Genomic DNA, 25852 nt, shown 5'->3' with positions numbered 1-25852 from the left:
TTAAATGCGGCAGGAAATATGGCGAAATTATGTCGCGAAGGGCGTATTTTCTCCAAGCGCCCGGTTCTCTTCCCCCTCCGCGAGGCTGATCAGTTCTCTTTGCCATCCAAGCTCGACGATCGCGCCGGACCGTCGTCCCGCATGCAGGTGGAGATCGTGACGGTCGGAGCCATTGGCAAAGGTGATCTCTGCCCCGGTGCGTTCGAGCAATGTCTTGGCGATGAAGAGCCCCAGCCCCATGCCATTGTATCCCGGGCGTTTTTCCTGATCCCGCTCGGTGCGTTTGCGGCGCATGAACGGATCGCCGATACGCCCGATGACCGAGGCCGGGAAGCCGGCGCCATCGTCAATGATCCTCAACCTGATATCTTGATGGCTCCAGGAAATATCGATCCAGACCGTGGTTTCACAGAAGTCCACAGCGTTCTGAACCAGATTGCGCAAACCGTGAATGATCTCCGGCCGGCGATAGACAAAGGGTTGCGTGGTTCGGTCCTCGGCGCCGAGCACCTCGATCTTGACTGTTTTTCCGCGATTCATATGCGGTTGTGCGGCTTCTTCCACGACCGCCTGAAGCGGGGCGGTGCGCATGTGAAGATCATCCTTGCCCGCCTGCCCCATGGAATGGAGGATGTCGCGACAGCGGTCCGCCTGTTCATTGATCAACCTGGCATCGTCACAGAGCTCCGCCTGGCCTTGAAGATCGTCGACCAATTCGCTGGAGACCAGCTTGATCGTTGCCAGAGGCGTGCCGAGCTCATGCGCCGCGGCGGCAATGACACCGCCGAGATCGGTCAGTTTCTGTTCGCGGGTCAGCGCCATCTGGGTGGCCAGCAGGGCCTCGGACATGGAATTGATTTCGGAGGCAACCTTCCAGGAGAACACGCCCATGAAGACCACGCCGATCACGATGCCGGCCCAGCTTCCGAGCAGGAAAATATCGGGCATGGTGTGAATCGTGCCGGTTTCCGTGTGCAAAGGCACATGGTGCAATGCCAGAAAACTCACCAGCGCGATCGCCGCGCCACCGGTCAGAAACGAGGATTTCGGCTGTAGAGCGGAGGCGGAAATCGTGACCGGCGCCAGGATCAGGATCGCGAACGGGTTGTTGAGCCCACCAGAAAAATACAGCAGCGCCGAAAGCTGTGCGATGTCGAACAGCAGCATCAGAGTGGCCCCGCGTTCGCTCAAGCGTGTGTTTTCCGGATAAATGAAGCTGGCGACGATATTGAGGATCACCGAGGCGCCGATCGCAACGGCGAACCCACCGAGCTCAAAGCGCAGCCCGAACACCAGATATGCCACAAGGATACTGCCAATCTGGCCGATAATGGCGATCCAGCGCAGCGCCACCAGGGTCCGCAGCCGGACCCAATTTGACCGGCGCTCCCCGGTGAAAAGCGTGTTTTTACTATCTGCCTCTGACAAGTTTTTTATCCCGCTGCGTCATTAAGACCCTTGTTAGTCCCTGCGTTTGCCCCGATCAATGCGGTGAAAAGGAGAATACCATGACAACACGAACACTCACCATAATTGCGTCTGTTGCTGCAGTTTTATTTCTTGTCGTCGTGGGGATCTTTGCCTTCGTACCGAACGCAACACTCATCCTAAGCAAAGGACCAATTGTGGTACTGAGTGGGAAAGCTGGAGATCAGGCTGAGGATCCATTTGATGGATGCCGCGCCAGTCGGGTTGCGACAGGGTCAGCGTCGATCGGCGGACCTTTCGAACTTGTGAGCGAAGATGGTGTGACGGTGACCGACAAGGATGTCTTCACCAAACCGACTATTCTCTATTTCGGCTATACCTTCTGTCCCGATGTCTGCCCGCTCGACAATATGCGCAATGCTGACGCGCTGCGCCTCCTCGATGAGCGCGGCTATGATGCACAGGCGGCCTTTATCTCCATCGACCCGGAGCGTGACACGCCCGAGATCGTCAAGGAGTTCACCGATCTTTTCCATGAGAACATGATCGGTATGACCGGCACGCCGGAACAGGTCAAAGCCGCCTCCATGGCCTATAAGACCTATTACAAGAAGCAGGACGGCGATCCCGAATATTACCTCGTCGATCATTCCACCTTCGCCTATCTGGTGTTTCCGGAGATCGGTTTCGTCGATTTCTTCAAACGCGAGGACACGCCGGAACAAATGGCGGATCGGGTGGCCTGTTTCATCGACGCGGCAAAGTAAACTTACGAATGCAGGTTTTTCGATCATCGACAGGTCGGAAGCCCAAAACTTCCGCAGCGTAGAAATTGACCCTCCCTCGTCTGCGCTCTAAGGTCGCATGAATCCACGCGAATACGTGAATAGTGGGAGAGGGGTTCCATGACCGGAAATGAGATGATCGACCTTGGCGAGGACAAATCGCTCCTGTTGGTGGATGACGACGAGCCGTTTCTGCGACGTCTCGCCCGGGCCATGGAAAAGCGCGGCTTCGAGGTCGAAACGGCCGGGTCCGTTGCTGCCGGAAAGGCCATCGCCACCGCCCGACCGCCCGCCTTTGCGGTGATCGACCTGAGGCTCGAGGATGGCAGCGGTCTCGACGTGGTCGAATTGCTGCGCGAGAAACGTCCGGACAGCCGGATCGTCGTTCTGACCGGCTATGGCGCGATCGCCACCGCCGTGGCTGCGGTCAAGATCGGTGCCACCGATTATCTCTCGAAGCCCGCCGACGCCAATGACATCGTCAACGCGCTTTTGGCGCGCACCGATGCATTGCCGCCGCCGCCGGAAAATCCGATGTCGGCCGACCGTGTGCGTTGGGAACATATCCAGCGGGTCTATGAGCTTTGCGATCGCAATGTCTCCGAGACCGCGCGGCGTCTCAACATGCACCGTCGCACGCTGCAGCGTATTCTGGCCAAGCGTTCGCCGCGCTAAGCCGCGCGTTGCGCCACCTTCAATAGCCAGTTTCGCAGGGTCTTGACCTTGGGCGAGAGCGCGCCCGGGGGTGTGACGATGTGATACCCGAGCCCCATCGGGTCATGGCGGAAAAACGAGACCATCTGGCCGCTTTCGAGGTCCTCTTTGATCAGCAACTCGACCTGAAGCGAGATGCCGAGGCCGGAGCGGATTGCCGAAAGCGCGATGGCATTGGTGTTCAGGCTCCGAAACGGCACGGTTTTGAAATCGAGACCCAGGACGGGCCCCCAGGTGAATTGCTCGATCGAATATTGCGAGAAGACCCAGATCAGCCTGTCCAGGGGGCCGAGATCGTCAAGCGTTCCGGCCGCGTGATATTGCGGCGAGGCGACGACGTGAAACGGGCTTTCCAAAAGCGGCGCCGCGCTCAGCCCCTCCCAGTCCCCCGTGCCATAGCGGATCGCCAGATCAAGCCCGCCCGCGCCGATGTGATCGCGCACCGCGGAAGATTCCAATACGACATCGATGTCCGGATGGAGCTCCCAGAACGCTTTCAACCTTGGCATCAACCACTTTTCGGCAAAGCCGCTCGTCGTTGAGATCCGCAACGGCCGGTCGGAATGGGATTTCTCGATCAGGCGAACCCCGTGTTTGATCGTCGAGAACCCTTCTGCCAGCGCGCGAGCGAGGATCTGCCCCTGTTCGGTCAGCAAGAAACCTCTGGGGGCCTTGTCCAACAGCGCTTCTCCGAAGAAGGTCTCGAGCCCGCGGACATGCTGCGAGATGGCGGCATGAGTCACGTTCAACTCGCGCGCGGCGGCGGAGAAGCTCCCCAGACGGGCGGTGGCCTCGAACGCGCGGAGCGCCGAGAGCGAGGGGATGTCGGACCAGCTCATGCGCCTATGTTACCTCAACTTACAGGGCAACAAAATTCCTGACTTTGGATTTTGCTGTTTGCATGGCCAACTGAGGAGGTCGTGAAGGAGAGTGACCATGAGTATTTTTGCCAAAAGACCCCATAAGACGCGCAAGCCGCACCCGAAAACGCTCGGTGAACCGGGTGTTGCCGGGCAGATGAGCGATCAAGAACGCCGTGATCTCGAGTATCAGCTCAACTTTCACATGAACCGGCGTATCAGCCTATGATGCATATGAATCAGCAGCAACAAAGGCCCGCTTCGGCGGGTCTTTTGTTTATCGAGTTTTCGGGTCCAATGTCTTGAGCCAGTCGATGAAGAGTCGAGTCGAAGGATGCTCGACCCCCTTCGGCCTGGCGGCGAAATAGGAAAATTCCGCATCTTCGAGATCAAAGGGCAGCCGAACCAAGGCGCCAGAGGCGAGATCATCGCTCACGGCAATCTCTGATACGAAAGTCATTCCCAGACCACGGAGCACGGCCTGAATCGAGTCGGATTGACCTTCGATGAAAATCGCCGGGACCGTCGCCCCATCCACCCCGCATTGTCGCATTAACTCCAGATCGTCCGCATGGGCCTGCGACCGAATCCAGGGCATCGATTGCAGCGGTAAATTGTTCACATCCCCGCCGTGTTTTGCGATCAGAATCGGGCTTACGATGGCGATCACCCGGGTGGTCCAGAGCGGTTCGACATCGACGTCGGGCCAATCGCCCTTGCCGGTTCGGATGCCCAGATCGAAGTGCCGATGCCTCAGATCGTCGAGCGAAACGGAGGGGGTCAGAGATACCGGAATATCGGGATGTGAGTCCCAGAATTGTCCCAGCCGCGGAATGATGAAGGCGTGCGACAGAGCCGGGGTACAGGTGACGCGCAAGCCGCGCGACGCCGGCCCCTCGCGCAACCGCTCGATCCCCTCGGCGATCGCGGAAAACCCGTCGGAAAGCGCCTCGGCCAATTGCTGACCTGCTTCGGTCAACACCATGGATCGCCCCTCTCTTTGCAGCAATGTCATTCCGAGATCCTTTTCAAGGGCGCGCACCTGCTGGGTGATGGCTGCATGGGTGACATTCAGCGCATTCCCGGCCGCAGTGAAGCTGCCGAACCGGGCGCTCGCTTCAAAGGCTCTGAGGCTGGAAAGTGACGGAATACGGCGCCAGTCGATATCGGTCATGTGTAAGATTTGTTTACAGATCCAAAAAATCCCTGAGTAGGTATGACGCATTATAGGTGGTAAATTCAAACCCTGTCGAGCTATTCGGGAGAAATCTCATGTTACATATTATGGCTGTTGAACTGATGCGGGACCGGGGGGGAAACCACCCCGAGTTACAGCATCGTCGTGTGATCATGATGCGGCGGCGACAGGCTGCCCGATCCGCCCGGGCCGCATGGCGCGCCCGTGTGGCGGCGGGGCTGCGCCGCATCGTTGAAATTGGCCCCTGGCGCAACGCGCGCAGCCGGGTATCAGGCCAAAGCCCGAAGCGCCGCCGTCCCGGTACCTTGCGTAAATCGTTTTAGGAGGCGGCTTCTTTTCTGAGCCATTTGATGAATTCTGTCTGGGCGCGGGTGGAGCCGCCCGCGCGCGAGATGATGTAATATCCCAACCCGTCCTGTGGGACGCGTTCGAGGACGTGAAGCTGACCGTTTTCGAGATCTCGCCCCAGCATCGGTGTGAACAAAAGCGCCACGCCGGCGCCGCTGCTCAAGGCGGCCCGCAGACTTCCGGATGTCGGGAGGATTTGCATTGGTGTTGTATCGGAAACGTATCCGGTTTCCTCGACCCATTGTTGTGCCTCCAGATGGGTCTCTTCAAAAAGCCAGGTTGCGTTCCGATAGTCGTCTTCGCCGATCTCGGGATGATGCTGAAGATATTCCGGCGATGTCACGATCGAGAAATCGGCCGGGACAAGGATCTGCGCTTCCTGGCCGGGCCAATTCCCGCGACCATAGCGAATGGCCATGTCGAACCCGTTCTGACGCAGATCGAGCACGGTATTGTCGACCTTGATCGTCAGCGGAATATCCGGATGTTCGGACCAGAACCGCGACAGGCGCGGCATGATCCAGTTCTCCGCGAAATTGATCGTGGTGGTGACTGTCAGGGGGCGGGTTTCATGGCTGTGGCTAAGATCGCGCGAGGCCTCGGCGATGCGCAGAAATCCTTCGCTCAGACCGGCGGCCAGCCTTTGTCCCTCGCTGGTGGGTATCATTCGATTGCCCTGTCGTTCCATGAGAACAAGACCATAATGATCTGACAGTGTCCGGATATGCTGGGCAATGGCGGCATGGGTCACATTCAGTTCCCGGGCGGCCTCCGAGAAGCTGTTCAGCCTTGCACTGGCCTCGAAAGCACGCAGCGCCGCGAGTGATGGGATGTCACGCCAATCCATGATGTAAGTAATACTAACAAGCTCGAATTTTTCAAGAGTCACGTTCTCCCGCAGACTCTGCTTAGAACGAGGACAGGGTATCGCGAAAGGAGATCATCATGTTCGGCATTTTCAACGCGGCGTTTCGGACCGCAACACGGACAAATACGCGCAATTCCTGTCACTCGACGGATTCCTGGAAGGATCGGGAAGAGGCGCGCCGCCGAAAGTTGGAAGAGGAAATTTTACATCAGCTGCACCGCCCGAGACCGTAGCTAGGCTTACATGAGTTGTAGCAATTCATTGTGACGGCAGGTAAATGCCTCGCGGGTTTCCACGGGCGGGCGCAGGTGGAGTTCAAGGTCCCGGACCAGATCGGGATTCATCTTGCCGAAGAACTTGTCGCTCTCTTCGACGGAAAACCCCGCAATCTGCGTCGCCTCAAGCCAGGCGGACACCTTGTCCGCCTTCTTGATCTTCTTCTTGATTGCCGCCGGGAGTTTTGCCGGTAGGCCGAAACGGATGTGGATCGCCGCGGTCAACCGGTCGTCCAACTCGCCGTAATCCGGACCGATGGCGGCTTTCACCGGGGAAATCATGTCACCGATGACATATTCCGGCGCATCGTGCAAAAGCGCGGCCAATTGCCATTTGACCGGTTCGTTCGGATAGAGCCGGCGAAAGATCTCTTCGACCAGGATCGAATGTTCGGCAACCGAATAGGCGTAATCGCCGATGGTCTGACCATTCCAGCGGGCAACGAAAGCGAGCCCGTGGGCGATGTCCTCGATCTCGATATCCATCGGGGTCGGGTCCAAGAGATCCAACCGCCGTCCCGAAAGCATCCTCTGCCATGCGCGCGCTTTTGTCGGTGCCTTTGCCATGGGGTGTCCTCGCCGTTCCTGTCGCCGGTTTAGGTAAAACGGCATGGCGCGAGATTCCACGATTCTCCCCGGCTTAATCCGAAATAAATAGCTCTGCGTTGTAAGGACGGGGGCAAGCTGATAACCAGCACGCGAATTACCCATGTTTATGCAGGAGCCACACCAATGGGCACTGACTATATTGTCAAAGATATCTCCCTCGCCGAATTTGGTCGCAAGGAGCTCGACATTGCCGAAACCGAAATGCCGGGGCTGATGGCGCTGCGCGAAGAATATGGTGACAGCAAACCCTTGAAGGGTGCGCGCATCGTCGGCTCCCTGCACATGACGATTCAGACCGCCTGTCTGATCGAGACGCTGGTGAAACTCGGTGCCGATGTGCGCTGGGCGTCGTGCAATATTTTCTCGACCCAGGATCACGCCGCCGCCGCAATCGCCGCCGCGGGGATCCCCGTCTTCGCGATCAAGGGACAGTCGCTTGAAGAGCACTGGGATTACCTCGATCGCTCCTTCCAGTTCGAAGACGGTCCGAACATGATCCTCGATGACGGTGGCGATGCCACGCTCTACGTGCTTTTGGGCGCCCGTGCCGAGGCCGGCGAGGATGTCATCCCGGTGCCGACCTCTGAGGAAGAAGCCGTGATCAAGGCCCAGATCGCCAAGCGGATGGAACAATCTCCGGGCTGGTTCACCAAAATGCGCGACCAGATCAAAGGTGTCTCCGAGGAAACCACCACCGGTGTGCACCGTCTCTACGATCTGGTGAAAAAGGGCCAGCTGCCCTTCCCGGCGATCAACGTCAACGACTCGGTGACCAAGTCCAAGTTCGACAACAAATACGGCTGTAAAGAGAGCCTCGTCGACGGCATCCGCCGCGCCACGGACGTGATGATGGCCGGCAAGGTCGCCGTGGTCTGTGGTTATGGCGATGTCGGCAAAGGCTCCGCCGCCTCGCTGCGCGGGGCCGGCGCCCGGGTGAAAGTGACCGAGGTCGATCCTATCTGCGCCCTGCAAGCGGCGATGGACGGGTTCGAGGTGGTGACACTCGAGGACGAGGCCGCCAATGCCGATATTTTCATCACCACCACCGGCAACCGCGACGTGATCCGCATCGAGCACATGCGCGAGATGAAGAACATGGCGATCGTCGGCAACATCGGCCATTTCGACAATGAGATTCAGGTCGCAGCCCTCAAGAACCACAAATGGACCAACATCAAGGATCAGGTCGACATGATCGAGATGCCCTCGGGCAACAAGATCATCCTCTTGTCCGAAGGCCGCCTGCTGAACCTCGGCAATGCCACCGGCCACCCGTCCTTTGTGATGTCTGCCTCTTTCACCAACCAGGTGCTGGCCCAGATGGAACTCTGGACCAATGGCGAGGCTTACAAGAACGAGGTCTATATCCTGCCGAAACATCTCGACGAGAAAGTCGCGCGTCTGCATCTGGGTCGGATCGGCGTGAAGCTTTCGACGCTTTCGAAAGAGCAGGCCGATTATATCGGTGTGACCATCGAAGGCCCGTTCAAGCCGGAACATTACCGCTACTGATCGGCGTCATCAGCCGCAGGTATTGCTCAAACATCGAGGCTCCCTCCGATCCGGCGATTGGGGGGAGTCTTTGTATAAAGATTTCCCTTTGTATTGCGCGGCGATCCCACTAGGCTCTGGCCAAGCCCCTCGGGGGCTTGAAATATGAGCCATACAACCCTTTGAACGGTGGGAGAATAAAATGGGAAAACGTGACGATCTGATCGCCAAATATGCCGAAGATCTGAAATCCAAGTGCGGTATCGAGCCGGATATGGATCTGCTGACGAAAGTGACCATCGGCTGCGGTCCGGCGATCTACAATGACGATGCGTCCACCGTTGCCGCCTCTCAGGAGAGCGAGCTTGAAACCGTCAAGGAAAACTTCCTGATCAAGAAACTCGGCCTCGCCGATGGCCCGGAGCTGATGGAAGCCATTCAGGCGGCGATCCAGACCTACGGCCAGTCCGAGCGCAACAAATACCGCGCGGTGTTCTACTATCTGCTGGTCAAGCATTTCGGCAAGGAAGCCATCTACGGCTGATTGCGCCAAGCGCCGATGTTTTGCAAAGCCGTCTCGTCACCGGGGCGGCTTTCGCATGTCGAGCCGCGGCATAGGTGTTAAGCGCGGGTTACAAATTCGCCTTCAAACTGAATTACTTCGGATTTGCGTGATGGCGCGGAATCCCCTAGGTTCAATGTACGGACCAGGACGGCCCGGACCCAAGATATTCGAACACGTGTGGTGCTAGGGAGCACGTGGGGTGGTGGAGGGTTCCGGGGGGTCGGAACCCTCCTTTTCTTTGGAGCATTGCGCAGGTTCAGGACGGATCCGTTTCACCAAGCTCGCAGACGATCTTCCATTCTTCATCGGTCACCGGCTGAACCGACAGGCGGCTGTTGTTCACCAGAACCATATCCTTCAGGCGGGCGTCTTCTTTGCACATGGCCAGCGTCACCGGTGTTTTGAACGGGCGCACGGCCTTGATATCCACACATTCCCAGCGCGGATCATTGGCTTTGCTGTCCGGATGCGCCTCGGCACAGACTTCGACGATGCCGACGATCTCGGTTTCCTTGCGCGAATGGTAAAAGAAACCACGCTCACCGAGTTTCATCGACCGCATGTTGTTGCGTGCCTGGTAGTTGCGTACCCCGTCCCATTCTTCGCCGGTCTCGCCCTTGGCAACCTGTTGATCCCAGGACCAGACTTCCGCTTCGGATTTGAAAAGCCAGTATGCCATCAGCCGATCACCTGTTTCCATGCTTCGATACGAACATCTTCGAACAGACCCGCCTTCGCATAGGGGTCATTGGCCGCCCAGTCCTGCGCCGCTGCCAGATCCTCGACCTCGATGATCACCAGCGAGCCGCACATCTCGCCCTCGGCATTGAGAAACGGGCCGGCGCGTTCCACCACGCCGCAGCTTTTGAGATAGTCGACATGGTCCGGGCGGGTGTCGAGACGGATCTGAAGCCCGCCGGGTTTGTCGGTTGAAATGACGGCAAATTTCATAGGTTATTCCCTTTTCAATGGGCGCGAGAGAAGGCTCTCCGCCGCTTCGGAGATGGAGATGTCACGGTTCAGGATCTGTGTCACCGTGGTCGTGATCGGCATATCAATTTCGAGGCTGCGAGACAAATGTGCCACGGCCTTCGCCGTGGCAACGCCTTCGACCGTGACCGTGGGATCGATCTTCGCACCGCGTCCGAGCTTGAGCCCATGCGAGAAATTTCTCGATTTCTCCGAGGTGCAGGTCAGCACCAGATCACCAAACCCCGACAGGCCGGCAAGCGTGTCACGCTCTGCCCCGAGCCGGAGCGCCAGCCGCTGCATTTCGGCAAAGCCGCGGGTCATCAGCGCGGCGCGGGCGCTTTCGCCAAGCCCCGCACCGATGGCCAGACCACAGGCGATGGCAATCACGTTCTTGAGCGCACCGCCGAATTCGACGCCCAGGGGATCGAGGCTGGAATAGAGCCTGATATTGGCAGTGGTCAGCAAGGTTTGCAGGTGATCCACCGTGGCTTGATCTCGCCCGGCAAGCGTCAGCGCGGTGGGCAGCCCATCGGCAATATCGACCGCAAAGGACGGCCCCGAGAGAATGGCCACATCCGCGTCCGGCACCGTGTCTTCGAGCACCGCCAAGGGCCCGCGCTCAGAAGTGAGATCGACACCTTTGCAGCAGGATACAAGCGTTTTATGCTGGATCAGTCTCTTGTTTGTGTCGCAAAATCCGGCAAGTTGTTGCATCGGCACGGCGAGCAAGAGCACCCTGCCCTCACAGGCCTTTGTAAGGTCCGAAGTTGCTGTGAGAGACGTGGGAAAGGCTTTGCCGGGCAACCGTCGGGCGTTTTCCCGATTGGCTTGCATGACCTGCGCCGCCTCGGCATCTCTGGCCCAGAGCGTGACGTCACGACCGGTGGCGGCAAGCGAAATGGCAAGTGCGGTTCCGAATGCCCCGGCACCGAGGACTGAAATCTCACCCACGATCCATGTCTCCCTTTCGCTCTGGCGGTCGCAAATCGTTGTTCTGTCGCCTCTTGGGAGGTATCACCCTGAGAGACCTCAGACAATCCCGAGACCGATATTGAACCCAGCCCTCCTGATCACACGCCCCGAAGCAGACGGATCGAAACTCATACAGGAGTTGCGTGCCATGGCACTGCATCCGCGGGTGATCCTGGCGCCGGTGATGGAAATTCGGTCTGTTGCGTTTGAACTGCCTGATAGGGCGTTCGATTTTCTGGTGTTGACGTCGCGCCACGCCGTCGCGGCGGCGCAATCCTACCAAGGACTGCCAGCGCTCTGTGTCGGCGAAGCCACCGCGCAGGCGGCGCGTGAGGCGGGGTTCGAAACCCCATCGGTTTTCGCCAATGCCGAGGCGCTGCTCGCGGGGGTTGCGCCCTATGCGGGCCAGAGAGCGCTCTACCTGCACGGCCGCCACACCCGGGGACGTCTCGCCGAACGGCTGAATTCCGCCGAAATCGCGACCGAGGACCGAGTCGTTTATGACCAGGTCGCCTGCGACTGGCCGCCACAAATCTGTGAGGAGATTATGGCACAGTCGGCTTTGATCCTGCCGCTTTACTCACCGCGGTCTGCCCGTCTGGTGGCGGAAAACCTTGCGGGTTTCACCGGAAAGCTGACCTTGGTCGGTCTATCCGAGGCCTGTCTCGAGGGCTGGACAGGGCCGGTACCTGTGACGACTGTGGTAGCCGCGCGTCCGGATGGGGCGGCGATGAAAATGGCCATTGCGTCGCAGTTACCATGATCACTGCTTGAGAGGGGCCGCCGCAGGGTCTAAGTTTCCTGTGCAATTGTGAAAATGGTTCTGGATTCGAAAGGTTGGTCTCGTGTCAGGTGACAAGGAAACTCCGAAGAAGACTGTCGAAAACGAGGCGGAGGACATTCAGGAACAAGAGGTTGCGACTGAAGAGGCCACAACCATTGCCGAGTCTGACATGGTGGGCGACCCCATGAAAGACGCCACGGAGGTCTCCGAGACCGAAGCTTTGGCGGATGAGCAGGAAAGCGCCAACCACGAGGAACCCGAAGACGAGTCTACTCTGGTATCCGAGGAGGCGCTTGAAGAGGCTCCTGAAACGGAAGACGCAGTCATATCCGAAGCGCCGCCACCGCCACCCCCGGCGCCACAGGCCGTGAAGCGCGGTGGCTTTGTGCCGATGGTTCTGGGAGGCGTTGTCTGCCTGGCGCTGGGCTATGCCGGGGCGCAATTCGTCAAACCCTCGGGCTGGCCCTTCCCGGGCACGAATACCGAGGAATTGTCCCAGAAAGTCACCGAACTCGAAGCACAATTGGCCGATCTGAAAAGCGCGACGGCTGAGATCTCCGGTGCACAGGAAACCGCAAATGCGACGCTGCGCAGCGATCTCGAAGCGGAGCTGACGGCGATGGACCCGAGCGCGCAACTGGCTGCACTTGGCGAAAAGCTCGGCGGGTTCGAGGATCGTATGACCGAGATCGAAGCCCGTCCCGTGGCCGAAGCTATCGTCTCACCCGAAGCCACCGCCGCCTATGAGCGGCAATTGACCCAGATGCAGGATCTGTTGAACAGCGAGATCGCCCGACTTGAGACGGCCAAGGAAAAATCCATCGCCGAGGAAACCGCGGCCCGGATCGCGACCAATAAGGCGCGTTTGCAGGCGCAGGTCGATGGCGGGGAGCCTTTCGCCGAGGTGCTGGCCGAGATGGATACGGAGGTTCCGGCGGCGCTGAGCGCGGCCGCTGGCGAGGGCATCCCGAGCGTCAGCAGCTTGCAAGAGGGTTACGCGACGGCGGCCCGCGCCGCTCTGGTTGCGGCCTCGAAAGCCGCCTATGACGCGGGCGAACAGGGCTGGTTCCAGACGGCGCTCAGAACGCAGCTCGGTCTGCGCTCGACCACGCCGAAAGAGGGCGACGGTGCCGATGCGGTGCTGTCGCGCGCCGAACAATCCGTGCGGGACGGGCTTTTCGCGAAGGCCATCGCCACACTGGATAGTTTGCCCGAGGCGGGCAAGGCAGAAATGCAGGGCTGGATCGCTCAGGCACAGAAACGGGTGGATGTGATGACTGCCCTTGATGAATTTCTTGGTCAGTAAGGGAGGAACAAGATGCTTTGGTCCCTCGTCAAAATCGTTCTTTTCGTCGTCATCGTCGCGGCGCTCGCCTATGGTGGCATGCTGCTCATGGAGGTCGAAGGTGGCGCTCAGCTCACCTTTGGTGGCTTCGAGATTACCCTGACACCCTTGAAAACCGTCTTGGCGCTGATCGCCCTGATCGTCGCGATCTATGTGGCGATCAAGCTGATCGGGCTGCTTCTGGCGGTGGTGAAATTCCTCTTGGGCGATGAGACCGCAATCTCGCGCTACTTCGATCGCAATCGTGAGAAAAAGGGCATCGAAGCCGTCACCGACGGCATCATGGCGCTGGCCTCCGGCGACGGGCGCACAGCGCTGGCCAAAGCCTCGAAAGCCGAGAAATATCTGCAAAAGCCTGAGCTGACCAACCTGCTCAAGGCGCAAGCCGCAGTGATGAATGGCGACAAACGCGTCGCGGAGCGTGCCTTCAAACAGCTGGTTGCCGATGAGCGCACCCGGTTCGTCGGTGTGCAGGGGATCATGAAGCAGAAGCTCGAAGCCGGCGATACGGAGACCGCGCTGAAACTGGCCGAGAAGGCCTTTGCGCTGAAACCGAAACATGTCGAGACCCAGGATATCCTTTTGCGGCTTCAGGCCGAGAAGGGCGACTGGTCGGCGGCGCGCAATACGCTTTCGGCCAAGCTGAAACATGGTGCCATCCCGCGTGACGTGCACAAGCGTCGCGACGCGGTTTTGGCGCTGTCGCAAGCCAAGGGCGTGTTCGAGAAAGGCGCGAGTATCGAGAGCCGTGAGGCCGCGATCGAGGCCAACAAGAAATCCCCGGATCTCATCCCGGCCGCCGTCATGGCCTCGGACGAATATGTCGCCGAAGGCAAGGGCCGTCAGGCCGCTCGGGTGATCAAGAAAGCCTGGGAGGCGCAGCCGCACCCGGATCTCGCCGCCGCCTTCGCCCGGATCGAACCGGAGGAGACCCCGGCCCAGCGGATCAAGCGTTTCGGGGCGTTGACCAAGATCCAGCCGGACAATTCCGAGACCAAGATGCTTCTGGCCGAGCTTTACATTGCGGCAGAGGATTTTCCGGCCGCACGCCGTGCGCTGGGCGATCTGGCCGAGATCAACCCGACGTCGCGCAGCCTGACCATTCTGGCGGCAATCGAGCGCGGCGAAGGCGCCGAAGATGTCGTGGTGCGTGGCTGGCTGACCCGGGCGCTCACCGCGCCGCGCGGCCCACAATGGGTCTGCGACAATTGCCAGACCATCCACGCCGAATGGGCGCCGGTCTGTACCCAATGCGGCGGTTTCGACACGCTGAGCTGGCGCAAGCCGGCGCATTCCGAGGTGGCGATGCCTGCCGGTACGGAAATGCTGCCGATGATCGTCGGGGCGATGCCGGAACCCGTTGCGGATGTGGCTGAGGCCGAACCTGCAGAGCCGGAAGAGATGCCGAGCATGGTCGATGTCACCCCCGCGGAACCGGAGGCGGACGGCGACGAGTCGGAAGAACCGAACAAGGAAAGCGAAAAGGCAGCAAATTAGGACTACACACCCTCGAAAGAGGGTGATAAAGACCGCTGCACGCTGAAAGGCGACTTTCAGCGGGAAGAGTGCCGGTGTAGCTCAGCTGGTAGAGCACGTCATTCGTAATGATGGGGTCGTAGGTTCGAGTCCTATCACCGGCACCACTTCTTTCCCTCCCGATCGAGTCAGACCGAAGCCGCGGTGGTCAGCCTTGGTCACGTTCGGGAAACTTTCCGGTATTGTCGATCGCCCGCAGAATGTTGGTCGCATCGGCCCAGAGGCTGGGGCCGGTCTGAATCGCCGACAGCCCGATCGTACTATCGCTTTTGACCCAGAACTGGCCGGGTTCGATATGGATCGCCGGGGCGCCTTCTTCAGAACTGTCGCGGGTCAGGGACAGCCCCCAATCCTTCACCAGAATCTCCGGATCGAGCCCATAGCCCAGGGGCAGGCGGATCAATTGCATCCGGTCCTGCAGTGCGGCGGTTGCTTCGCGGGTCTCGCAGCCGACAGCCACGACTCGCAGCCCGCGAATGGCGAAATCGCCGATCCGGTCGTCGAGCTCCTTGAGCATGAACCGCGTCCACTTGCAGTGGCTGCCGCGGTGAAACGCCACGAAGGTGCCGCCGGGCGGAGCATCGGCTGCCAGATCATAGGTGCCATGAGCGAGCGTCTCGAAGGACAAAGCGGGCGCGGCTGCGCCGGGGGACACGTGATGAATCATGGATACTCTCCTCCGATAAGGTGTCGCCACAGCTGTGGCGTGGGATTCGTCGAGATCGGGACGAATGGACACGGGATTTCATAGAAATTGGGGCGTTGCGCCGGGCTATGACAGCCTCCGGAGCAAGGCTGCGTCAATTTGGCCAACTCGCACATCATGTCGCTGTCGGTGGCGGATCCGCAGCGCTGTTTCTGGTCAGCCCGTCTTCTGGTTACCCATTCACTTACAAAGGAAATCCTCATTTGTGATCCTTCCCGGCACGCTGTCGGGAAGGCGCATCCCGAGGCCGAATTTCTCCAGTCTGCATTGGGTGAAAAATCGTTTTAAAAGTCAATCTCCAAATAAATATCGTTTTTATTTGACACCAACGATTAATTCTCGCCATGATCTGACCCAAGACGTGTGGAGGACGCGTCGCGGAGGAGGAAATCAATGCCAGACGGGAGCCCGTTCTCGGTCATGCACAGCATCCGGATCAAAGGATGTGAGACCGAAATCCAATGCGCCGAAGACCAAAAGGTTCTCTTCGCTATGGAACAGCAAATTCATATTCCCAACCCGCGCCCGGTGCGGGTGGGCTGTCGCAAGGGGGGATGTGGCGCTTGCCGCGTGAAGGTGACCAAGGGAACCTTTTCCACGGCCAAATCGAGCCGCACCCATGTGACGGAAGAGGAAGCGGCGGAAGGTTATGCGCTGGCGTGCCGGATCACACCGCTGAGCGATCTCGAAATCGAACCCGCATTTCTCGGCCCGCGCCGTCCGGCCGCGAAGAGCGATTAAGTCTTGATAGGTTAAAGAGGAGGAACACCTATGTCACAAGAAGGACTTCTGCGTCCGGGTATCATCCAGCTGAGGGTGCTGGACATGGACGAAGCGATTACCCATTACCGCGACCGGATCGGGCTTGATCTCGTGTCGACCGAGGCCGATGGCCGCGTCTATCTCAAGGCATTCGACGAGTTCCACCGCCATTCCGTGGTGCTGCGCGAAGCCGATAGTGCCGGCATTGATTTCTTTGCCTTCAAGGCGGACGGTCAGGATGCCGTTGATGGGTTCCGCAAGCGGGTCGAAGACTATGGTGTCGCTGTCGATGACGTGGACGCCGGCGAGATGCCGGGCACCGGCAAGCGCATCGGTTTCAACATCCCTTCTGGCCACCGGATCGAGCTCTACGCCGATATGGATCTCTCCGACACGGCGCCGGAAACCCACAACCCCTATATCTACAAGGAGGAGCCGCGCGGCATGCGCGCCCAGCGCCTTGATCATTGCCTGCTCTACGGTCCGAACCTGCCGGAGGTGGAAAAGTTCTTCACCGAAGTGCTCGATTTCCACATCCCGGAACGTGTCGACCTGCCGGACGGCACCCTGGCGATCTGGCTCACCGTGTCGAACAAGGCGCATGACATCGCTTTCGTGAACCATCCTGAACCCGGGAAGCTGCACCATGTCGCCTTCTATCTCGAGGATTGGAATGACATCGGTCACGCTGCCGATGTGATGACGCGCTACGATATCTCGCGCGACATCGGCCCGACCCGCCACGGCATCACCCGCGGTCAGACGATCTATTTCTTCGATCCCTCGGGCAACCGCAACGAAGTCTTCTGTGGCGGCTACACCGCCTACAAGGATCACCCGACGCGGATCTGGGACGGCAACCATGTGGGCCGCGGCATCTTCTACTACGAACGCCAGATGAACGACGCCTTCCTGTCGGTGGTGACCTGATATGGAAGTAACCCGTCCCACCCGAAAATTGACCGCTATGGCCGCGCATGAGGCGGTCCGGGCCGCGGTGTCCCGGGCCGAGGAACTCGGCGTTGCCGTCAACGTCAGCATCGTGGACGCCGGCGGGCGAGAGATTGCCTTTCTCAGGGGGGACGGGGCCTTTTTGCCCTCGGGCCAGATCGCCCGGGATAAGGCCTATACCGCCGTCGGTTTCGGCATGCCGACCGGTGATTTTTATCGGGCGCTGTCCGGCAAACCGGATGTGCTCTCGGGGATCACCGGACAACCGCATGTCGCGGCCTTCCCCGGCGGGCTGCCGATCCGCTCGGACGGTGAGCTGATTGGCGGCATCGGCGTATCGGGCGCCTCCGCCGAACAGGATGACATCTGCGCAAAGGCCGGTCTCGCGGCCATCGGTCTGGTTACGGGCCCAGAACAGGAACAAGGATGAAAGAGATGAGAGACGGGCTAATGACCTTCACGCAAGAGGCGATGCATTTTATCGATGGGGAATTTACCCCGGGCATGTCGGGCAAGACCTTCGACAATATTTCGCCGGTGACCGGAAAGAAAATCGGTATCGTGCATGAAGGTCTGCAACCCGAGGTGGACGCGGCAGTCAAGGCCGCACGCGCGGCGCTGCACGGGCCCTGGGGCTATATGCCGATGGCGGAACGTGCCGAATTGCTGCATGCCGTGGCCGATGAGATCAACCGCCGTTTCGATGATTTTCTCGAGGCGGAGATCCTCGATACCGGCAAGCCGAAGGGGCTTGCCTCTCACGTCGATATCCCGCGCGGCGCGGCGAATTTCAAAATCTTTGCCGATCTGGTGAAGAACGTCCCGACCGAGAGCTTCATGCTTGACACGCCGGACGGGTTCGGTGCGGTGAACTACGGCGTGCGCAAGCCCAAGGGCGTGATCGCGGTGATCAGCCCGTGGAACCTGCCGCTGCTCTTGATGACTTGGAAGGTCGGTCCGGCGCTCGCCTCCGGCAATACGGTCATCGTGAAACCCTCCGAGGAGACGCCCTTGACCACCACGCTTCTGGGCGAGGTGATGAACACCGTGGGCATTCCGAAAGGCGTGTTCAACGTGGTGCACGGGTTCGGCCCGGAGAGTGCGGGGGCCTTCCTGACCGCCCATCCGGATGTCGATGCGATCACCTTTACCGGCGAGACGCGCACCGGTGAGATCATCATGCAATCTGCGGCCAAGGGTCTGCGTCAGGTATCGATGGAATGCGGTGGCAAAAATGCCGGGATCGTCTTTGCCGATGCGGATATGGACAAGGCGATCGAAGGCACGTTGCGTTCGGCTTTCGCCAATTGTGGTCAGGTCTGTCTCGGCACCGAGCGGGTCTATGTCGAGCGACCGATCTTTGACGAATTCGTCGCGCGATTGAAGCAAGGCGTCGAGATGATGAAGCTCGGGCCCTCCGAGGACCCGGAAACCTCCATGGGGCCGCTGATTTCACAAGAGCACAAGGACAAGGTGATGTCCTATTATAAGCTCGCTGTGGAAGAGGGCGCGACCGTAGTCACTGGCGGCGGTGAACCCGAGATGCCCGACGCGCTGAAAGGCGGCGCCTGGGTCCAGCCGACGATTTTCACCGGCCTCTCGGAAGATGCGCGTTGCATCAAGGAAGAGATCTTTGGCCCGGTGTGCCATATCGCGCCCTTCGACAGCGAAGAGGAGGTGATCAAGCTGGCCAACGATACGAAATACGGTCTGGCCACCGCGATCTGGACCGAGAACCTCACGAAGGCGCACCGGGTGGCGCGTCAGATCGATGTCGGTCTCGCCTGGGTCAACTCCTGGTTCCTGCGCGATCTGCGCACGGCCTTCGGCGGCGCGAAACATTCGGGCATCGGACGCGAAGGCGGGGTGCATGGTCTCGAGTTCTATTCTGAGCTGACCAATGTCTGCGTGAAACTCTGAAGGACAGATAGATGACAAGCGAAGCGAATATCCAAAAGGCCGCAGACCAGCTCTGGAAGGCTTGGGAAAGTGGCGTGCCGGGTGGGCCGATCCGCGACCTTCTCGACGAGGGCGATGTTGCGGCGGCCTATGCCGTGCAGGAGATCAACACCAAACGCTGGCTCGGCGGTGAGGAGCGGGTGCTCTCGGGTCGCAAGATCGGTCTGACCTCGGTCGCGGTGCAGAAACAACTCGGCGTCGATCAGCCGGATTACGGCATGCTCTTTGCCGATATGGAATATATGGACGGCGAGGAAATCCCGATGTCCGCCGTGCAACAGCCGAAGGTCGAGGCTGAGATCGCCTATGTGGTCGCCGCCCCTCTGACCGGCGGGCATATCACCATGGTCGATCTGATGGCCTCCATCGGCTACGTGGTGCCCGCGCTCGAAATCGTCGGCTCACGCGTCAAGGATTGGGACATCCGCATCACCGACACCGTGGCCGACAACGCCTCGTCCGGGGTTTATGTGCTCGGTCAGACGCCGAAGCGCCCGGGTGATTTCGATCCGCGTCTCTGTGGCATGGTGATGACCAAGAACAACGAACCGGTCTCCGTCGGTGCTGGCGCGGCCTGTATGGGCAGTCCGCTCAACGCGTCTCTCTGGCTTGCCCGGACCATGGCGGCGGCCGGTCGCCCGCTCGGGCCGGGCGATGTCATTCTTTCCGGGGCGCTCGGCCCCTTCGTCACCGCCGAACCCGGCGATGTGTTTGAAGCCCGGATCAACGGTCTGGGCTCCGTTCGTGCTGCTTTCGCAAAGGAATAAGACAATGGAAAAGATCAAATGTGCGATCATCGGGTCGGGCAATATCGGCACCGATCTGATGATCAAGATCATGCGCAACTCGAAAGTGCTGGAAATGGCCGCGATGGTCGGGATCGACCCCAACTCTGACGGTCTCGCCCGTGCTGCACGGCTCAAGGTGGCCACCACCCATGAGGGCATCGACGGTCTGGTAAAACTGCCGGAATACAAGGATATCCGCATTGTCTTCGACGCCACCTCGGCGGGCGCGCACAAGCGTCACAATGAGGTGCTGCAACGCGACGGCAAACAGGTGATCGACCTGACCCCCGCCGCCATCGGCCCTTTCACAATTCCGCCGGTGAACCTCGATGCCAATCTCGATCAGATGAACGTCAACATGGTGACCTGTGGCGGGCAGGCGACGATCCCGATGGTAGCCGCGGTGAACCGCGTCTCGCCGGTGATCTACGGTGAAATCGTTGCTTCGGTCTCGTCGAAATCGGCAGGCCCCGGCACGCGCGCCAATATCGACGAGTTTACCGAGACCACGGCCCATGCCATCGAGGCGGTCGGCGGGGCCAAGCGCGGCAAGGCGATTATCATCCTGAATCCGGCTGAACCGCCGGTGATCATGCGCGATACGGTCTATTGCCTCTGCGAAGAAGCCGATCAGGAGGCGATCCGCAAATCGATCCTCGATATGGTCGAAGAGGTGAAAACCTATGTGCCGGGCTACCGTCTCAAACAGGAGATTCAGTTCGAACATTTCGGGGATAACAACCCGCTGACCATCCCGGAAAGCGGCGGCACGTTCACCGGGCTCAAGGTCTCGGTTTTCCTCGAAGTCGAAGGCGCGGCGCATTATTTGCCGGCCTATGCCGGCAATCTCGACATCATGACGTCCGCGGCGATGAAAACCGCCGAAGCCCTCGTTCACAAACGCAATTGGGTCCAGGAGGCCGCATAAGATGACCAAGCTGTATATTCAGGACGTGACTCTGCGTGACGGGATGCATGCGATGCGTCACCAATACGATCTCGGTCAGGTGCGGGCGATTGCCCAGGCGCTGGACGAGGCCGGTGTCGATGCGATCGAGGTGACCCATGGCGACGGTGTCGCCGGCTCCACTTTCAACTACGGCTTTGGTCGCCATACCGATGTGGAATGGATCACCGAGGCCGCGAAAGTGGTGAAGAACGCCAAGCTTACCTGCCTTCTTGTGCCGGGGATCGGCACGCTCGAAGATCTGAAAAAGGCATTCGATGCCGGGGTCACCTCCGTGCGCGTGGCGACCCATTGCACCGAAGCCGACGTCGCCGCCCAACACATTCGCGCTGCGAAAGAGATGGGTATGGACGTGTCCGGCTTCCTGATGATGGCGCATATGAACCCGCCCGAGAAATTGGCCGAACAAGCGGTCCTGATGGAAAGCTACGGCGCTGATTGCGTCTATTGCACCGACTCCGGCGGTCGCCTGACCATGAAAGATGTCTCCGCCCGGATGGAGGCCTATAAAGCGGCTTTGAAGCCGGAAACCCAGATCGGCGCGCATATGCACGAGAACCTGTCACTCTCGGTGGCGAACTCGGTCGTGGCCGTCGAACATGGCGCCTACCGGGTCGACGCCTCGCTCGCCGGTATGGGCGCGGGCGCCGGCAACACGCCGATTGAGGCCTTTGCCGCCGTGGCCGATCTCTATGGCTGGGAGCATGGCTGTGACGTGTTCAAACTACAGGATGCCGCCGAGGATCTGGTGCGTCCGCTGCAAGACCGTCCGGTGCGCGTCGACCGCGAAACCATGACGCTGGGCTATGCCGGGGTCTACTCCTCCTTCCTGCGCCACGCCGAACGTGCCGCCGATATGTACGGGCTCGACACCCGTGCGATCCTGGTGGAGCTGGGCAAACGCCATATGGTCGGCGGTCAGGAAGACATGATCGTCGACGTGGCCCTCGACATGGTCAAAGCCAAAGAGGCGGCGGAATGATGGATCTCGCTCAACTTGCCGAATATGTGGACGAGGCGGCCCGCACCGCCACCGAAATCCCGCAAATCTCCGATAAGACGCCGCTGAGTGTGGCGGATGCCTATGCCGTGCAGGCGTTGTCGATGCAGCGCCGCTATGCCCGTGGCGAGAAGCGGATCGGTATCAAGATGGGGTTGACGTCCCGGGCCAAGATGATTCAGGTCGGTGTGTCCGATGTGGTCTGGGGCCGTCTCACCGACGCGATGCGCGAAGAAGAGGGCGGGGTCGTTTCGATGGCCAAATACGTCCACCCGCGCGTCGAGCCGGAGATCGCCTTTCTGATCAAGAAGCCCCTGTCTGGAAATGTCTCTGCGCTGGAGGCGATGTCGGCCGTGGAGGCGGTGGCCCCTGCGCTCGAGATCATCGACAGCCGCTACAAGGCGTTCAAATTCGATGTGGGCGACGTGATTGCGGACAACTCGTCTTCTTCGGGTTTCGCCCTTGGCACCTGGCACAGTCCGGAGATCGATATTTCGAACCTCGGCATGGTGCTGTCGATCAATGGCCGGCCCGGTGAAATCGGCTCCTCCGCTGCGATCCTCGGCAATCCGGTGCGCTCGCTCGTCTCGGCGGCGCGGATGGTCGCCTCAGCGGGTGAGGAACTCAAGGCGGGCGACATCGTGCTTGCCGGCGGGGCCACCGCCGCGATCCCGATGGCAGCGGGGCAATCGGTGCTGCTCGAGGTCGAGAAGCTCGGTCAGATCGGGTTCAACATCGGAGAGTGAGCCATGCCCTTTATCGAAGTGACGCTGGTCGAAGGCCGCACGCCGGAGATGAAAGCCAGGCTGATTGAAAAGGTGACGGAGGCGACCGTCGAGGCCATCGGCGCTCCGATCGAAGCCATTCGTGTCTGTATCCGCGAGGTGCCCAAGGAAAACTGGGGTGTCGCCGGCAAACAGAAATTCGTCACCAAAGATTAGAAGTGCGAGGACACCATGTCCGAAACCCTCGTGGAACCGGGCCAGGAAGGCCCGGTCACCATCTCGATCTCGCGTCGGGTCAGGCCCGGCTGCGAGGCGCAATACGAAGACTGGCTGCATGGCATCATTGCCGCGGCCTCTGACTTTCCCGGCCATATGGGGGTGAATATCCTCAAGCCGTCCGGGGCGACCGACGGGCGCTATGTGTTGATCTACCGCTTCGACACATGGGCGCATTGTCAGGCCTGGGAAGACTCGGAGACCCGCAAGCTCTGGGTCGGCCGGCTTGGCGATCTGGTCGAAGGCGAGGGCGAGCGCAAACGCGTGACCGGGCTCGAGGCCTGGTTCGACCTGCCCGACGTGCCGGTGGCGAAACATGCGCCGCAGTGGAAAATGGCCATCGTGCTGATCGTTGTGGTCTTTGTCGTGGTCTACCCGCTGCAGCTCATCATGTTGCCGTTGATGGAAGGCTGGCCGCATTGGAGCAAGACCCTGACCATCGCCATCACCCAGGTGCTGTTGATGACCTATGTCCTGATGCCGAAAGTGACGAAGCTGTTGCGCAACTGGCTTTTCGCCTGAGCGCGCGGAGCGCCGTCAGCTCAGATCGTGCTGTTCGATGAGATCGGTATAGGATTTCTCGATATGCGCCTCGACCTCGGCGACACAGGCCGCGACATCGCCGGCGATGGCAGTGTCGAAAATCGCCTTGTGCTCCACCCGGACATCGCGCCGTAGCGAGTGATCACCGATCAGCCGCCGGTGATAGCGATAGGAATGCTGGTGCAGGGTGCGGCGGAACCGTTTGAGCCAGGCATTGTCGCAATTCTGAACCAGACAATCGTGAAAATTGGCGTTCCACTCGTCCCAGTCATGGGCATATTCGTTCTTTTCCTCGCCGACGAGCCGCTCTTCGATCCGCGACAGCCGATGATAGGCGGCGACCAGATCGGCTTCCCAGGCCTCGGTGCGATTGGCCAGAGAGATCCGCAGGGCCTGCGCCTCGATCAGTTTGCGGGCATCGGTGATATCGCGGAAATCCTTGAGCGACAGCGGTGCGACGCGAAAGCCGCGCTGCTGTTCGGAGGTGACCAGATTGTCGATCAGAAGCCGCGAGATCGCCTCGCGCATGGTCGAGGTGGAAACCCCGAATTCAAGCCGAAGCTTGTCGACATGCAGCCGCTCGCCGGGCCCGATCTCACCGGAGATGACCCTCTCGCGGATCTGTTCATGGACCGTCTCGATGGCGGTCTTCTTGCTGTTCTCCGGCGTTGTCTCCGGATTGGACGGGCGGCCGGTATCAAGGGGCGAAGGAATGGTCATAGGGTCAGAGGTCACTGAATTTTGGCTGTTCTTCTAGCATTGTCACCGATTGTGCAAAATGTCGAGGTTCAGCGCGAATTCTGGTTCATTTAAAAATAATCGTTTTTGTTGGTGTGTCGGTTGGTGGCGGCGTGACCGTCAAGGCACTGGACACAACCGGCATTTCAATACAATCTATGGTTGAGGGGCCAATTCTACATTCTTCCGGGGGACATATGTATTTGGTCTCACCTGTTATACTGTGCGGAGGCTCGGGGACGCGGCTATGGCCTTTGTCACGTCAAAGCTATCCCAAACAATTCGTCCCTCTGGTTGGCAACAACACATTGTTTCAGGACTCGGTCATCCGTCTGTCCGAAGGTTTCGACGGGATCGACTTTTTGGCCCCGACGATCGTGACGGCATCCGACTTCCGGTTCATTGTTGCGGAACAACTGGCCCAGATCGGGATCGATCCGGGAACGATCCTGATCGAACCGCAGAGCCGAAACACCGCCCCGGCGATACTGGCCGCGGCGCACTATCTCGCCGAGACAGATCCTGAAACAATCCTGCTCGTGGCGCCTTCTGATCATGTTCTGCAGGACCCTGTGGCATTTCATGCCGCAGTGAAAAAGGGTCTCGCCGCTGTGGAAGCGGGCAAGCTCGTCACATTCGGTGTCAAGCCGACGCGTCCGGAAACCGCCTATGGCTACCTTGAGCTTGCGACCCTGCCGAACAGGTTGGACGCGGCGGTGGATCTCGAGAAATTCGTTGAAAAGCCGAATATGGCACGCGCAATCGAGATGCTTGAAACAGGGACTTATCTCTGGAATTCCGGCATCTTCCTGTTCAAAGCGAAAGATATTCTCGCGGCATTCGATCTCTATGCGCCCGATCTGATGCCCCCGGTGACCAACGCTGTCTCGACAGCGAAATCTGATCTCGGCTTCCTGTGCCTCGACCCGGCGGCATGGGCGGATGTCGAGGATATGTCCATCGATTCCGGGATCATGGAGAAAGCGGACAATCTCGCGGTTGTGCCTTTCGAAGGCGGGTGGACGGATCTCGGTGCTTGGGACGCCGTGTGGCGAGAGACAGATCCGGATGCAGATGGTGTCGTGACCGCCGGAGGGGCGACCGTGATCGATTGTGAAAACAGCCTGATCCGTGCCGAAAGTGAAAATCTTGAAATGGTGGGGATCGGACTGAGAAACGTCATGGCAATCGCTATGAACGATGCCGTGCTCGTGGCGGACATGGCACGGGCTCAGGATGTGAAAACAGCGGTCGCCGCCCTGCGACAGAAAGGTCTGGCACAAGCCACCGATTTCCCAAAGGACCATCGCCCTTGGGGCTGGTTCGAGCGTCTGGTTATTGGCGGGCGATTCCAGGTCAAACGCATCTATGTCCATCCGGGCGCGGCGCTCAGCCTGCAGAGCCATTTCCACCGTTCCGAACATTGGATCGTGGTCGAGGGGACGGCGCGGGTGACCGTCGATGGGGAGGAGAAACTCGTGACGGAGAACCAATCCGTTTATGTCCCGCTCGGCGCGATGCACCGGCTGGAAAATCCCGGCAAGGTGCCAATGGTTCTGATCGAGGTGCAGACCGGGACCTATGTCGGCGAAGATGACATCATCCGCTACGGCGACATCTATGCCCGTGGGTCTTGCGACGAGGCATGACGCGGGGTGTTGAGCGGATCAACGGATGACCGTGACCA

General features: G+C 59.7%; 29 protein-coding genes and 1 tRNA gene. 20 read left to right on the top strand and 10 right to left on the bottom strand.

From position 1 onward, the window contains the following. Positions 1-27: 27 nt before the first annotated feature. On the bottom strand, positions 28-1428 hold the full coding sequence (regB, locus tag BM151_RS12145; RefSeq protein ID WP_090060986.1) for a sensor histidine kinase RegB: 1401 nt from the start codon (positions 1426-1428) through the stop codon (positions 28-30). A gap of 80 nt (positions 1429-1508) precedes the next feature. Here regB and BM151_RS12140 point away from each other — a divergent pair, with 80 nt between their 5' ends. Beyond that, the gene (locus BM151_RS12140) at positions 1509-2195 is read left to right on the top strand and encodes an SCO family protein (protein WP_090060985.1); all 687 of its coding nucleotides are present in this window, start codon (positions 1509-1511) and stop codon (positions 2193-2195) included. A 138-nt stretch (positions 2196-2333) separates the two neighbouring features. After that, positions 2334-2888 carry an ActR/PrrA/RegA family redox response regulator transcription factor gene (locus BM151_RS12135; protein WP_090060984.1) on the top strand — a complete coding sequence of 185 codons (555 nt, stop codon included), beginning with the start codon at positions 2334-2336 and terminating at the stop codon, positions 2886-2888. Here BM151_RS12135 and BM151_RS12130 read toward each other — a convergent pair. Then, positions 2885-3766, bottom strand: a complete 882-nt coding sequence (locus tag BM151_RS12130) for a LysR family transcriptional regulator (RefSeq protein WP_090060983.1) — start codon at positions 3764-3766, stop codon at positions 2885-2887. The two genes, BM151_RS12135 and BM151_RS12130, sit on opposite strands and share 4 nt — an antisense overlap. Positions 3767-3863: 97 nt before the next feature. Between BM151_RS12130 and BM151_RS21645 the strand changes: the two genes are divergently transcribed. Continuing rightward, a complete protein-coding gene (locus tag BM151_RS21645; protein WP_177213125.1) occupies positions 3864-4016 on the top strand; it encodes a hypothetical protein in 153 nt (50 codons plus the stop codon). A gap of 48 nt (positions 4017-4064) precedes the next feature. Here the strand turns inward: BM151_RS21645 and BM151_RS12125 are convergent, their stop codons facing one another. The 3 genes from BM151_RS12125 to BM151_RS12115 all read right to left on the bottom strand — a co-directional run bounded on the left by BM151_RS12125 (position 4065) and on the right by BM151_RS12115 (position 7043). Further along, complete coding sequence (locus BM151_RS12125) at positions 4065-4961, bottom strand: LysR substrate-binding domain-containing protein (protein ID WP_177213124.1); 897 nt, start codon at positions 4959-4961, stop codon at positions 4065-4067. A 343-nt stretch (positions 4962-5304) separates the two neighbouring features. Beyond that, positions 5305-6222: a LysR substrate-binding domain-containing protein gene (locus BM151_RS12120; RefSeq protein WP_218151360.1), complete on the bottom strand. Its 918-nt coding sequence runs from the start codon at positions 6220-6222 to the stop codon at positions 5305-5307. A 218-nt stretch (positions 6223-6440) separates the two neighbouring features. Continuing rightward, complete coding sequence (locus BM151_RS12115; protein ID WP_090060980.1) at positions 6441-7043, bottom strand: HD domain-containing protein; 603 nt, start codon at positions 7041-7043, stop codon at positions 6441-6443. A gap of 165 nt (positions 7044-7208) precedes the next feature. On the opposite strand from BM151_RS12115, the gene ahcY reads away from it, so the two are divergent. Together ahcY and BM151_RS12105 are read left to right on the top strand one after the other, a co-directional pair. Then, entirely contained in the window at positions 7209-8597 is a 1389-nt protein-coding gene (gene ahcY / locus BM151_RS12110) for an adenosylhomocysteinase (protein WP_090060979.1), read from the top strand. Between the two features lie 181 nt (positions 8598-8778). Continuing rightward, complete coding sequence (locus tag BM151_RS12105) at positions 8779-9120, top strand: DUF2853 family protein (protein ID WP_090060978.1); 342 nt, start codon at positions 8779-8781, stop codon at positions 9118-9120. A 277-nt stretch (positions 9121-9397) separates the two neighbouring features. Here BM151_RS12105 and BM151_RS12100 read toward each other — a convergent pair whose 3' ends face one another. From BM151_RS12100 to BM151_RS12090, 3 genes are read right to left on the bottom strand one after another with little or no spacing between them, the layout of a single operon-like run. Beyond that, entirely contained in the window at positions 9398-9820 is a 423-nt protein-coding gene (locus BM151_RS12100; protein WP_090060977.1) for an EVE domain-containing protein, read from the bottom strand. Further along, a complete protein-coding gene (locus tag BM151_RS12095; protein ID WP_090060976.1) occupies positions 9820-10092 on the bottom strand; it encodes a YciI family protein in 273 nt (90 codons plus the stop codon). The genes BM151_RS12100 and BM151_RS12095 overlap by 1 nt, the downstream gene beginning before the upstream one ends. Before the next feature lie 3 nt (positions 10093-10095). Then, positions 10096-11064, bottom strand: coding sequence for an NAD(P)H-dependent glycerol-3-phosphate dehydrogenase (locus tag BM151_RS12090; RefSeq protein ID WP_090060975.1), 969 nt, complete (start codon positions 11062-11064; stop codon positions 10096-10098). 169 nt (positions 11065-11233) lie between these two features. On the opposite strand from BM151_RS12090, the gene BM151_RS12085 reads away from it, so the two are divergent. The 4 genes from BM151_RS12085 to BM151_RS12070 all read left to right on the top strand — a co-directional run bounded on the left by BM151_RS12085 (position 11234) and on the right by BM151_RS12070 (position 14857). After that, the gene (locus BM151_RS12085; protein ID WP_177213123.1) at positions 11234-11848 is read left to right on the top strand and encodes a uroporphyrinogen-III synthase; all 615 of its coding nucleotides are present in this window, start codon (positions 11234-11236) and stop codon (positions 11846-11848) included. An 82-nt stretch (positions 11849-11930) separates the two neighbouring features. Continuing rightward, positions 11931-13175 carry a COG4223 family protein gene (locus tag BM151_RS12080; RefSeq protein WP_090060974.1) on the top strand — a complete coding sequence of 415 codons (1245 nt, stop codon included), beginning with the start codon at positions 11931-11933 and terminating at the stop codon, positions 13173-13175. A gap of 12 nt (positions 13176-13187) precedes the next feature. After that, positions 13188-14711: a heme biosynthesis protein HemY gene (locus tag BM151_RS12075; protein WP_090060973.1), complete on the top strand. Its 1524-nt coding sequence runs from the start codon at positions 13188-13190 to the stop codon at positions 14709-14711. 70 nt (positions 14712-14781) lie between these two features. Further along, positions 14782-14857, top strand: a tRNA-Thr gene (locus tag BM151_RS12070). Between the two features lie 41 nt (positions 14858-14898). Here BM151_RS12070 and BM151_RS12065 read toward each other — a convergent pair. After that, positions 14899-15417 carry a redoxin domain-containing protein gene (locus tag BM151_RS12065; protein ID WP_090060972.1) on the bottom strand — a complete coding sequence of 173 codons (519 nt, stop codon included), beginning with the start codon at positions 15415-15417 and terminating at the stop codon, positions 14899-14901. Positions 15418-15849: 432 nt separating this feature from the next. Between BM151_RS12065 and BM151_RS12060 the strand changes: the two genes are divergently transcribed. Genes BM151_RS12060 through BM151_RS12015 form a run of 10 tightly spaced genes read left to right on the top strand, consistent with a single transcriptional unit; the run spans position 15850 to position 23406 of the window. Then, on the top strand, positions 15850-16197 hold the full coding sequence (locus tag BM151_RS12060; RefSeq protein WP_090060971.1) for a 2Fe-2S iron-sulfur cluster binding domain-containing protein: 348 nt from the start codon (positions 15850-15852) through the stop codon (positions 16195-16197). 30 nt (positions 16198-16227) lie between these two features. Further along, positions 16228-17148, top strand: a complete 921-nt coding sequence (locus tag BM151_RS12055; RefSeq protein WP_090060970.1) for a catechol 2,3-dioxygenase — start codon at positions 16228-16230, stop codon at positions 17146-17148. 1 nt (position 17149) lies between these two features. Further along, on the top strand, positions 17150-17599 hold the full coding sequence (locus tag BM151_RS12050) for a GlcG/HbpS family heme-binding protein (protein ID WP_090060969.1): 450 nt from the start codon (positions 17150-17152) through the stop codon (positions 17597-17599). Beyond that, positions 17596-19089 (top strand): 2-hydroxymuconic semialdehyde dehydrogenase, encoded by a 1494-nt coding sequence (locus tag BM151_RS12045; protein ID WP_245781192.1) that lies wholly within the window; start codon positions 17596-17598, stop codon positions 19087-19089. Before BM151_RS12050 ends, BM151_RS12045 begins: the two co-directional genes overlap by 4 nt. 11 nt (positions 19090-19100) lie before the next feature. Next, positions 19101-19895, top strand: a complete 795-nt coding sequence (locus BM151_RS12040) for a 2-keto-4-pentenoate hydratase (protein WP_090060967.1) — start codon at positions 19101-19103, stop codon at positions 19893-19895. Between the two features lie 4 nt (positions 19896-19899). After that, entirely contained in the window at positions 19900-20844 is a 945-nt protein-coding gene (locus tag BM151_RS12035; protein WP_090060966.1) for an acetaldehyde dehydrogenase (acetylating), read from the top strand. A gap of 1 nt (position 20845) precedes the next feature. Next, complete coding sequence (gene dmpG / locus BM151_RS12030) at positions 20846-21865, top strand: 4-hydroxy-2-oxovalerate aldolase (protein ID WP_090060965.1); 1020 nt, start codon at positions 20846-20848, stop codon at positions 21863-21865. Further along, positions 21862-22629 (top strand): 2-keto-4-pentenoate hydratase, encoded by a 768-nt coding sequence (locus BM151_RS12025; protein WP_090060964.1) that lies wholly within the window; start codon positions 21862-21864, stop codon positions 22627-22629. The genes dmpG and BM151_RS12025 overlap by 4 nt, the downstream gene beginning before the upstream one ends. Positions 22630-22632: 3 nt before the next feature. Continuing rightward, the gene (locus BM151_RS12020; protein ID WP_090060963.1) at positions 22633-22824 is read left to right on the top strand and encodes a 2-hydroxymuconate tautomerase; all 192 of its coding nucleotides are present in this window, start codon (positions 22633-22635) and stop codon (positions 22822-22824) included. Between the two features lie 15 nt (positions 22825-22839). Continuing rightward, positions 22840-23406: an antibiotic biosynthesis monooxygenase gene (locus BM151_RS12015; RefSeq protein ID WP_090060962.1), complete on the top strand. Its 567-nt coding sequence runs from the start codon at positions 22840-22842 to the stop codon at positions 23404-23406. Between the two features lie 15 nt (positions 23407-23421). On the opposite strand, the gene BM151_RS12010 is transcribed toward BM151_RS12015, so the two are convergent. Further along, entirely contained in the window at positions 23422-24147 is a 726-nt protein-coding gene (locus tag BM151_RS12010; RefSeq protein WP_090060961.1) for a GntR family transcriptional regulator, read from the bottom strand. A 215-nt stretch (positions 24148-24362) separates the two neighbouring features. Between BM151_RS12010 and BM151_RS12005 the strand changes: the two genes are divergently transcribed. Further along, positions 24363-25814 (top strand): mannose-1-phosphate guanylyltransferase/mannose-6-phosphate isomerase, encoded by a 1452-nt coding sequence (locus BM151_RS12005; protein ID WP_090060960.1) that lies wholly within the window; start codon positions 24363-24365, stop codon positions 25812-25814. The last annotated feature ends 38 nt before the right edge of the window (positions 25815-25852 follow it).

Origin of the sequence: Celeribacter neptunius (genome assembly GCF_900113955.1) — a bacterium.
Taxonomy (GTDB): domain Bacteria; phylum Pseudomonadota; class Alphaproteobacteria; order Rhodobacterales; family Rhodobacteraceae; genus Celeribacter; species Celeribacter neptunius.
The sequence above is the reverse complement of the archived record's forward strand: the minus strand, read 5'-3'. Positions and strand labels throughout refer to the sequence as shown.

Coding starts and splice junctions, on each gene's coding strand:
- BM151_RS12105 (WP_090060978.1), top strand. CDS start 8,779: ATGGGAAAACGTGACGATCTGATCGCCAAATATGCCGAAGATCTGAAA.
- BM151_RS12025 (WP_090060964.1), top strand. CDS start 21,862: ATGATGGATCTCGCTCAACTTGCCGAATATGTGGACGAGGCGGCCCGC.
- BM151_RS12015 (WP_090060962.1), top strand. CDS start 22,840: ATGTCCGAAACCCTCGTGGAACCGGGCCAGGAAGGCCCGGTCACCATC.
- BM151_RS12100 (WP_090060977.1), bottom strand. CDS start 9,820: ATGGCATACTGGCTTTTCAAATCCGAAGCGGAAGTCTGGTCCTGGGAT.
- BM151_RS12020 (WP_090060963.1), top strand. CDS start 22,633: ATGCCCTTTATCGAAGTGACGCTGGTCGAAGGCCGCACGCCGGAGATG.
- BM151_RS12060 (WP_090060971.1), top strand. CDS start 15,850: ATGCCAGACGGGAGCCCGTTCTCGGTCATGCACAGCATCCGGATCAAA.
- ahcY (WP_090060979.1), top strand. CDS start 7,209: ATGGGCACTGACTATATTGTCAAAGATATCTCCCTCGCCGAATTTGGT.
- BM151_RS12085 (WP_177213123.1), top strand. CDS start 11,234: ATGGCACTGCATCCGCGGGTGATCCTGGCGCCGGTGATGGAAATTCGG.
- BM151_RS12135 (WP_090060984.1), top strand. CDS start 2,334: ATGACCGGAAATGAGATGATCGACCTTGGCGAGGACAAATCGCTCCTG.
- BM151_RS12010 (WP_090060961.1), bottom strand. CDS start 24,147: ATGACCATTCCTTCGCCCCTTGATACCGGCCGCCCGTCCAATCCGGAG.
- BM151_RS12040 (WP_090060967.1), top strand. CDS start 19,101: ATGACAAGCGAAGCGAATATCCAAAAGGCCGCAGACCAGCTCTGGAAG.
- BM151_RS12130 (WP_090060983.1), bottom strand. CDS start 3,766: ATGAGCTGGTCCGACATCCCCTCGCTCTCGGCGCTCCGCGCGTTCGAG.
- BM151_RS12035 (WP_090060966.1), top strand. CDS start 19,900: ATGGAAAAGATCAAATGTGCGATCATCGGGTCGGGCAATATCGGCACC.
- BM151_RS12055 (WP_090060970.1), top strand. CDS start 16,228: ATGTCACAAGAAGGACTTCTGCGTCCGGGTATCATCCAGCTGAGGGTG.
- BM151_RS12075 (WP_090060973.1), top strand. CDS start 13,188: ATGCTTTGGTCCCTCGTCAAAATCGTTCTTTTCGTCGTCATCGTCGCG.
- BM151_RS12005 (WP_090060960.1), top strand. CDS start 24,363: ATGTATTTGGTCTCACCTGTTATACTGTGCGGAGGCTCGGGGACGCGG.
- BM151_RS12045 (WP_245781192.1), top strand. CDS start 17,596: ATGAAAGAGATGAGAGACGGGCTAATGACCTTCACGCAAGAGGCGATG.
- dmpG (WP_090060965.1), top strand. CDS start 20,846: ATGACCAAGCTGTATATTCAGGACGTGACTCTGCGTGACGGGATGCAT.
- BM151_RS12095 (WP_090060976.1), bottom strand. CDS start 10,092: ATGAAATTTGCCGTCATTTCAACCGACAAACCCGGCGGGCTTCAGATC.
- BM151_RS12050 (WP_090060969.1), top strand. CDS start 17,150: ATGGAAGTAACCCGTCCCACCCGAAAATTGACCGCTATGGCCGCGCAT.
- BM151_RS21645 (WP_177213125.1), top strand. CDS start 3,864: ATGAGTATTTTTGCCAAAAGACCCCATAAGACGCGCAAGCCGCACCCG.
- BM151_RS12140 (WP_090060985.1), top strand. CDS start 1,509: ATGACAACACGAACACTCACCATAATTGCGTCTGTTGCTGCAGTTTTA.
- BM151_RS12065 (WP_090060972.1), bottom strand. CDS start 15,417: ATGATTCATCACGTGTCCCCCGGCGCAGCCGCGCCCGCTTTGTCCTTC.
- BM151_RS12125 (WP_177213124.1), bottom strand. CDS start 4,961: ATGACCGATATCGACTGGCGCCGTATTCCGTCACTTTCCAGCCTCAGA.
- BM151_RS12115 (WP_090060980.1), bottom strand. CDS start 7,043: ATGGCAAAGGCACCGACAAAAGCGCGCGCATGGCAGAGGATGCTTTCG.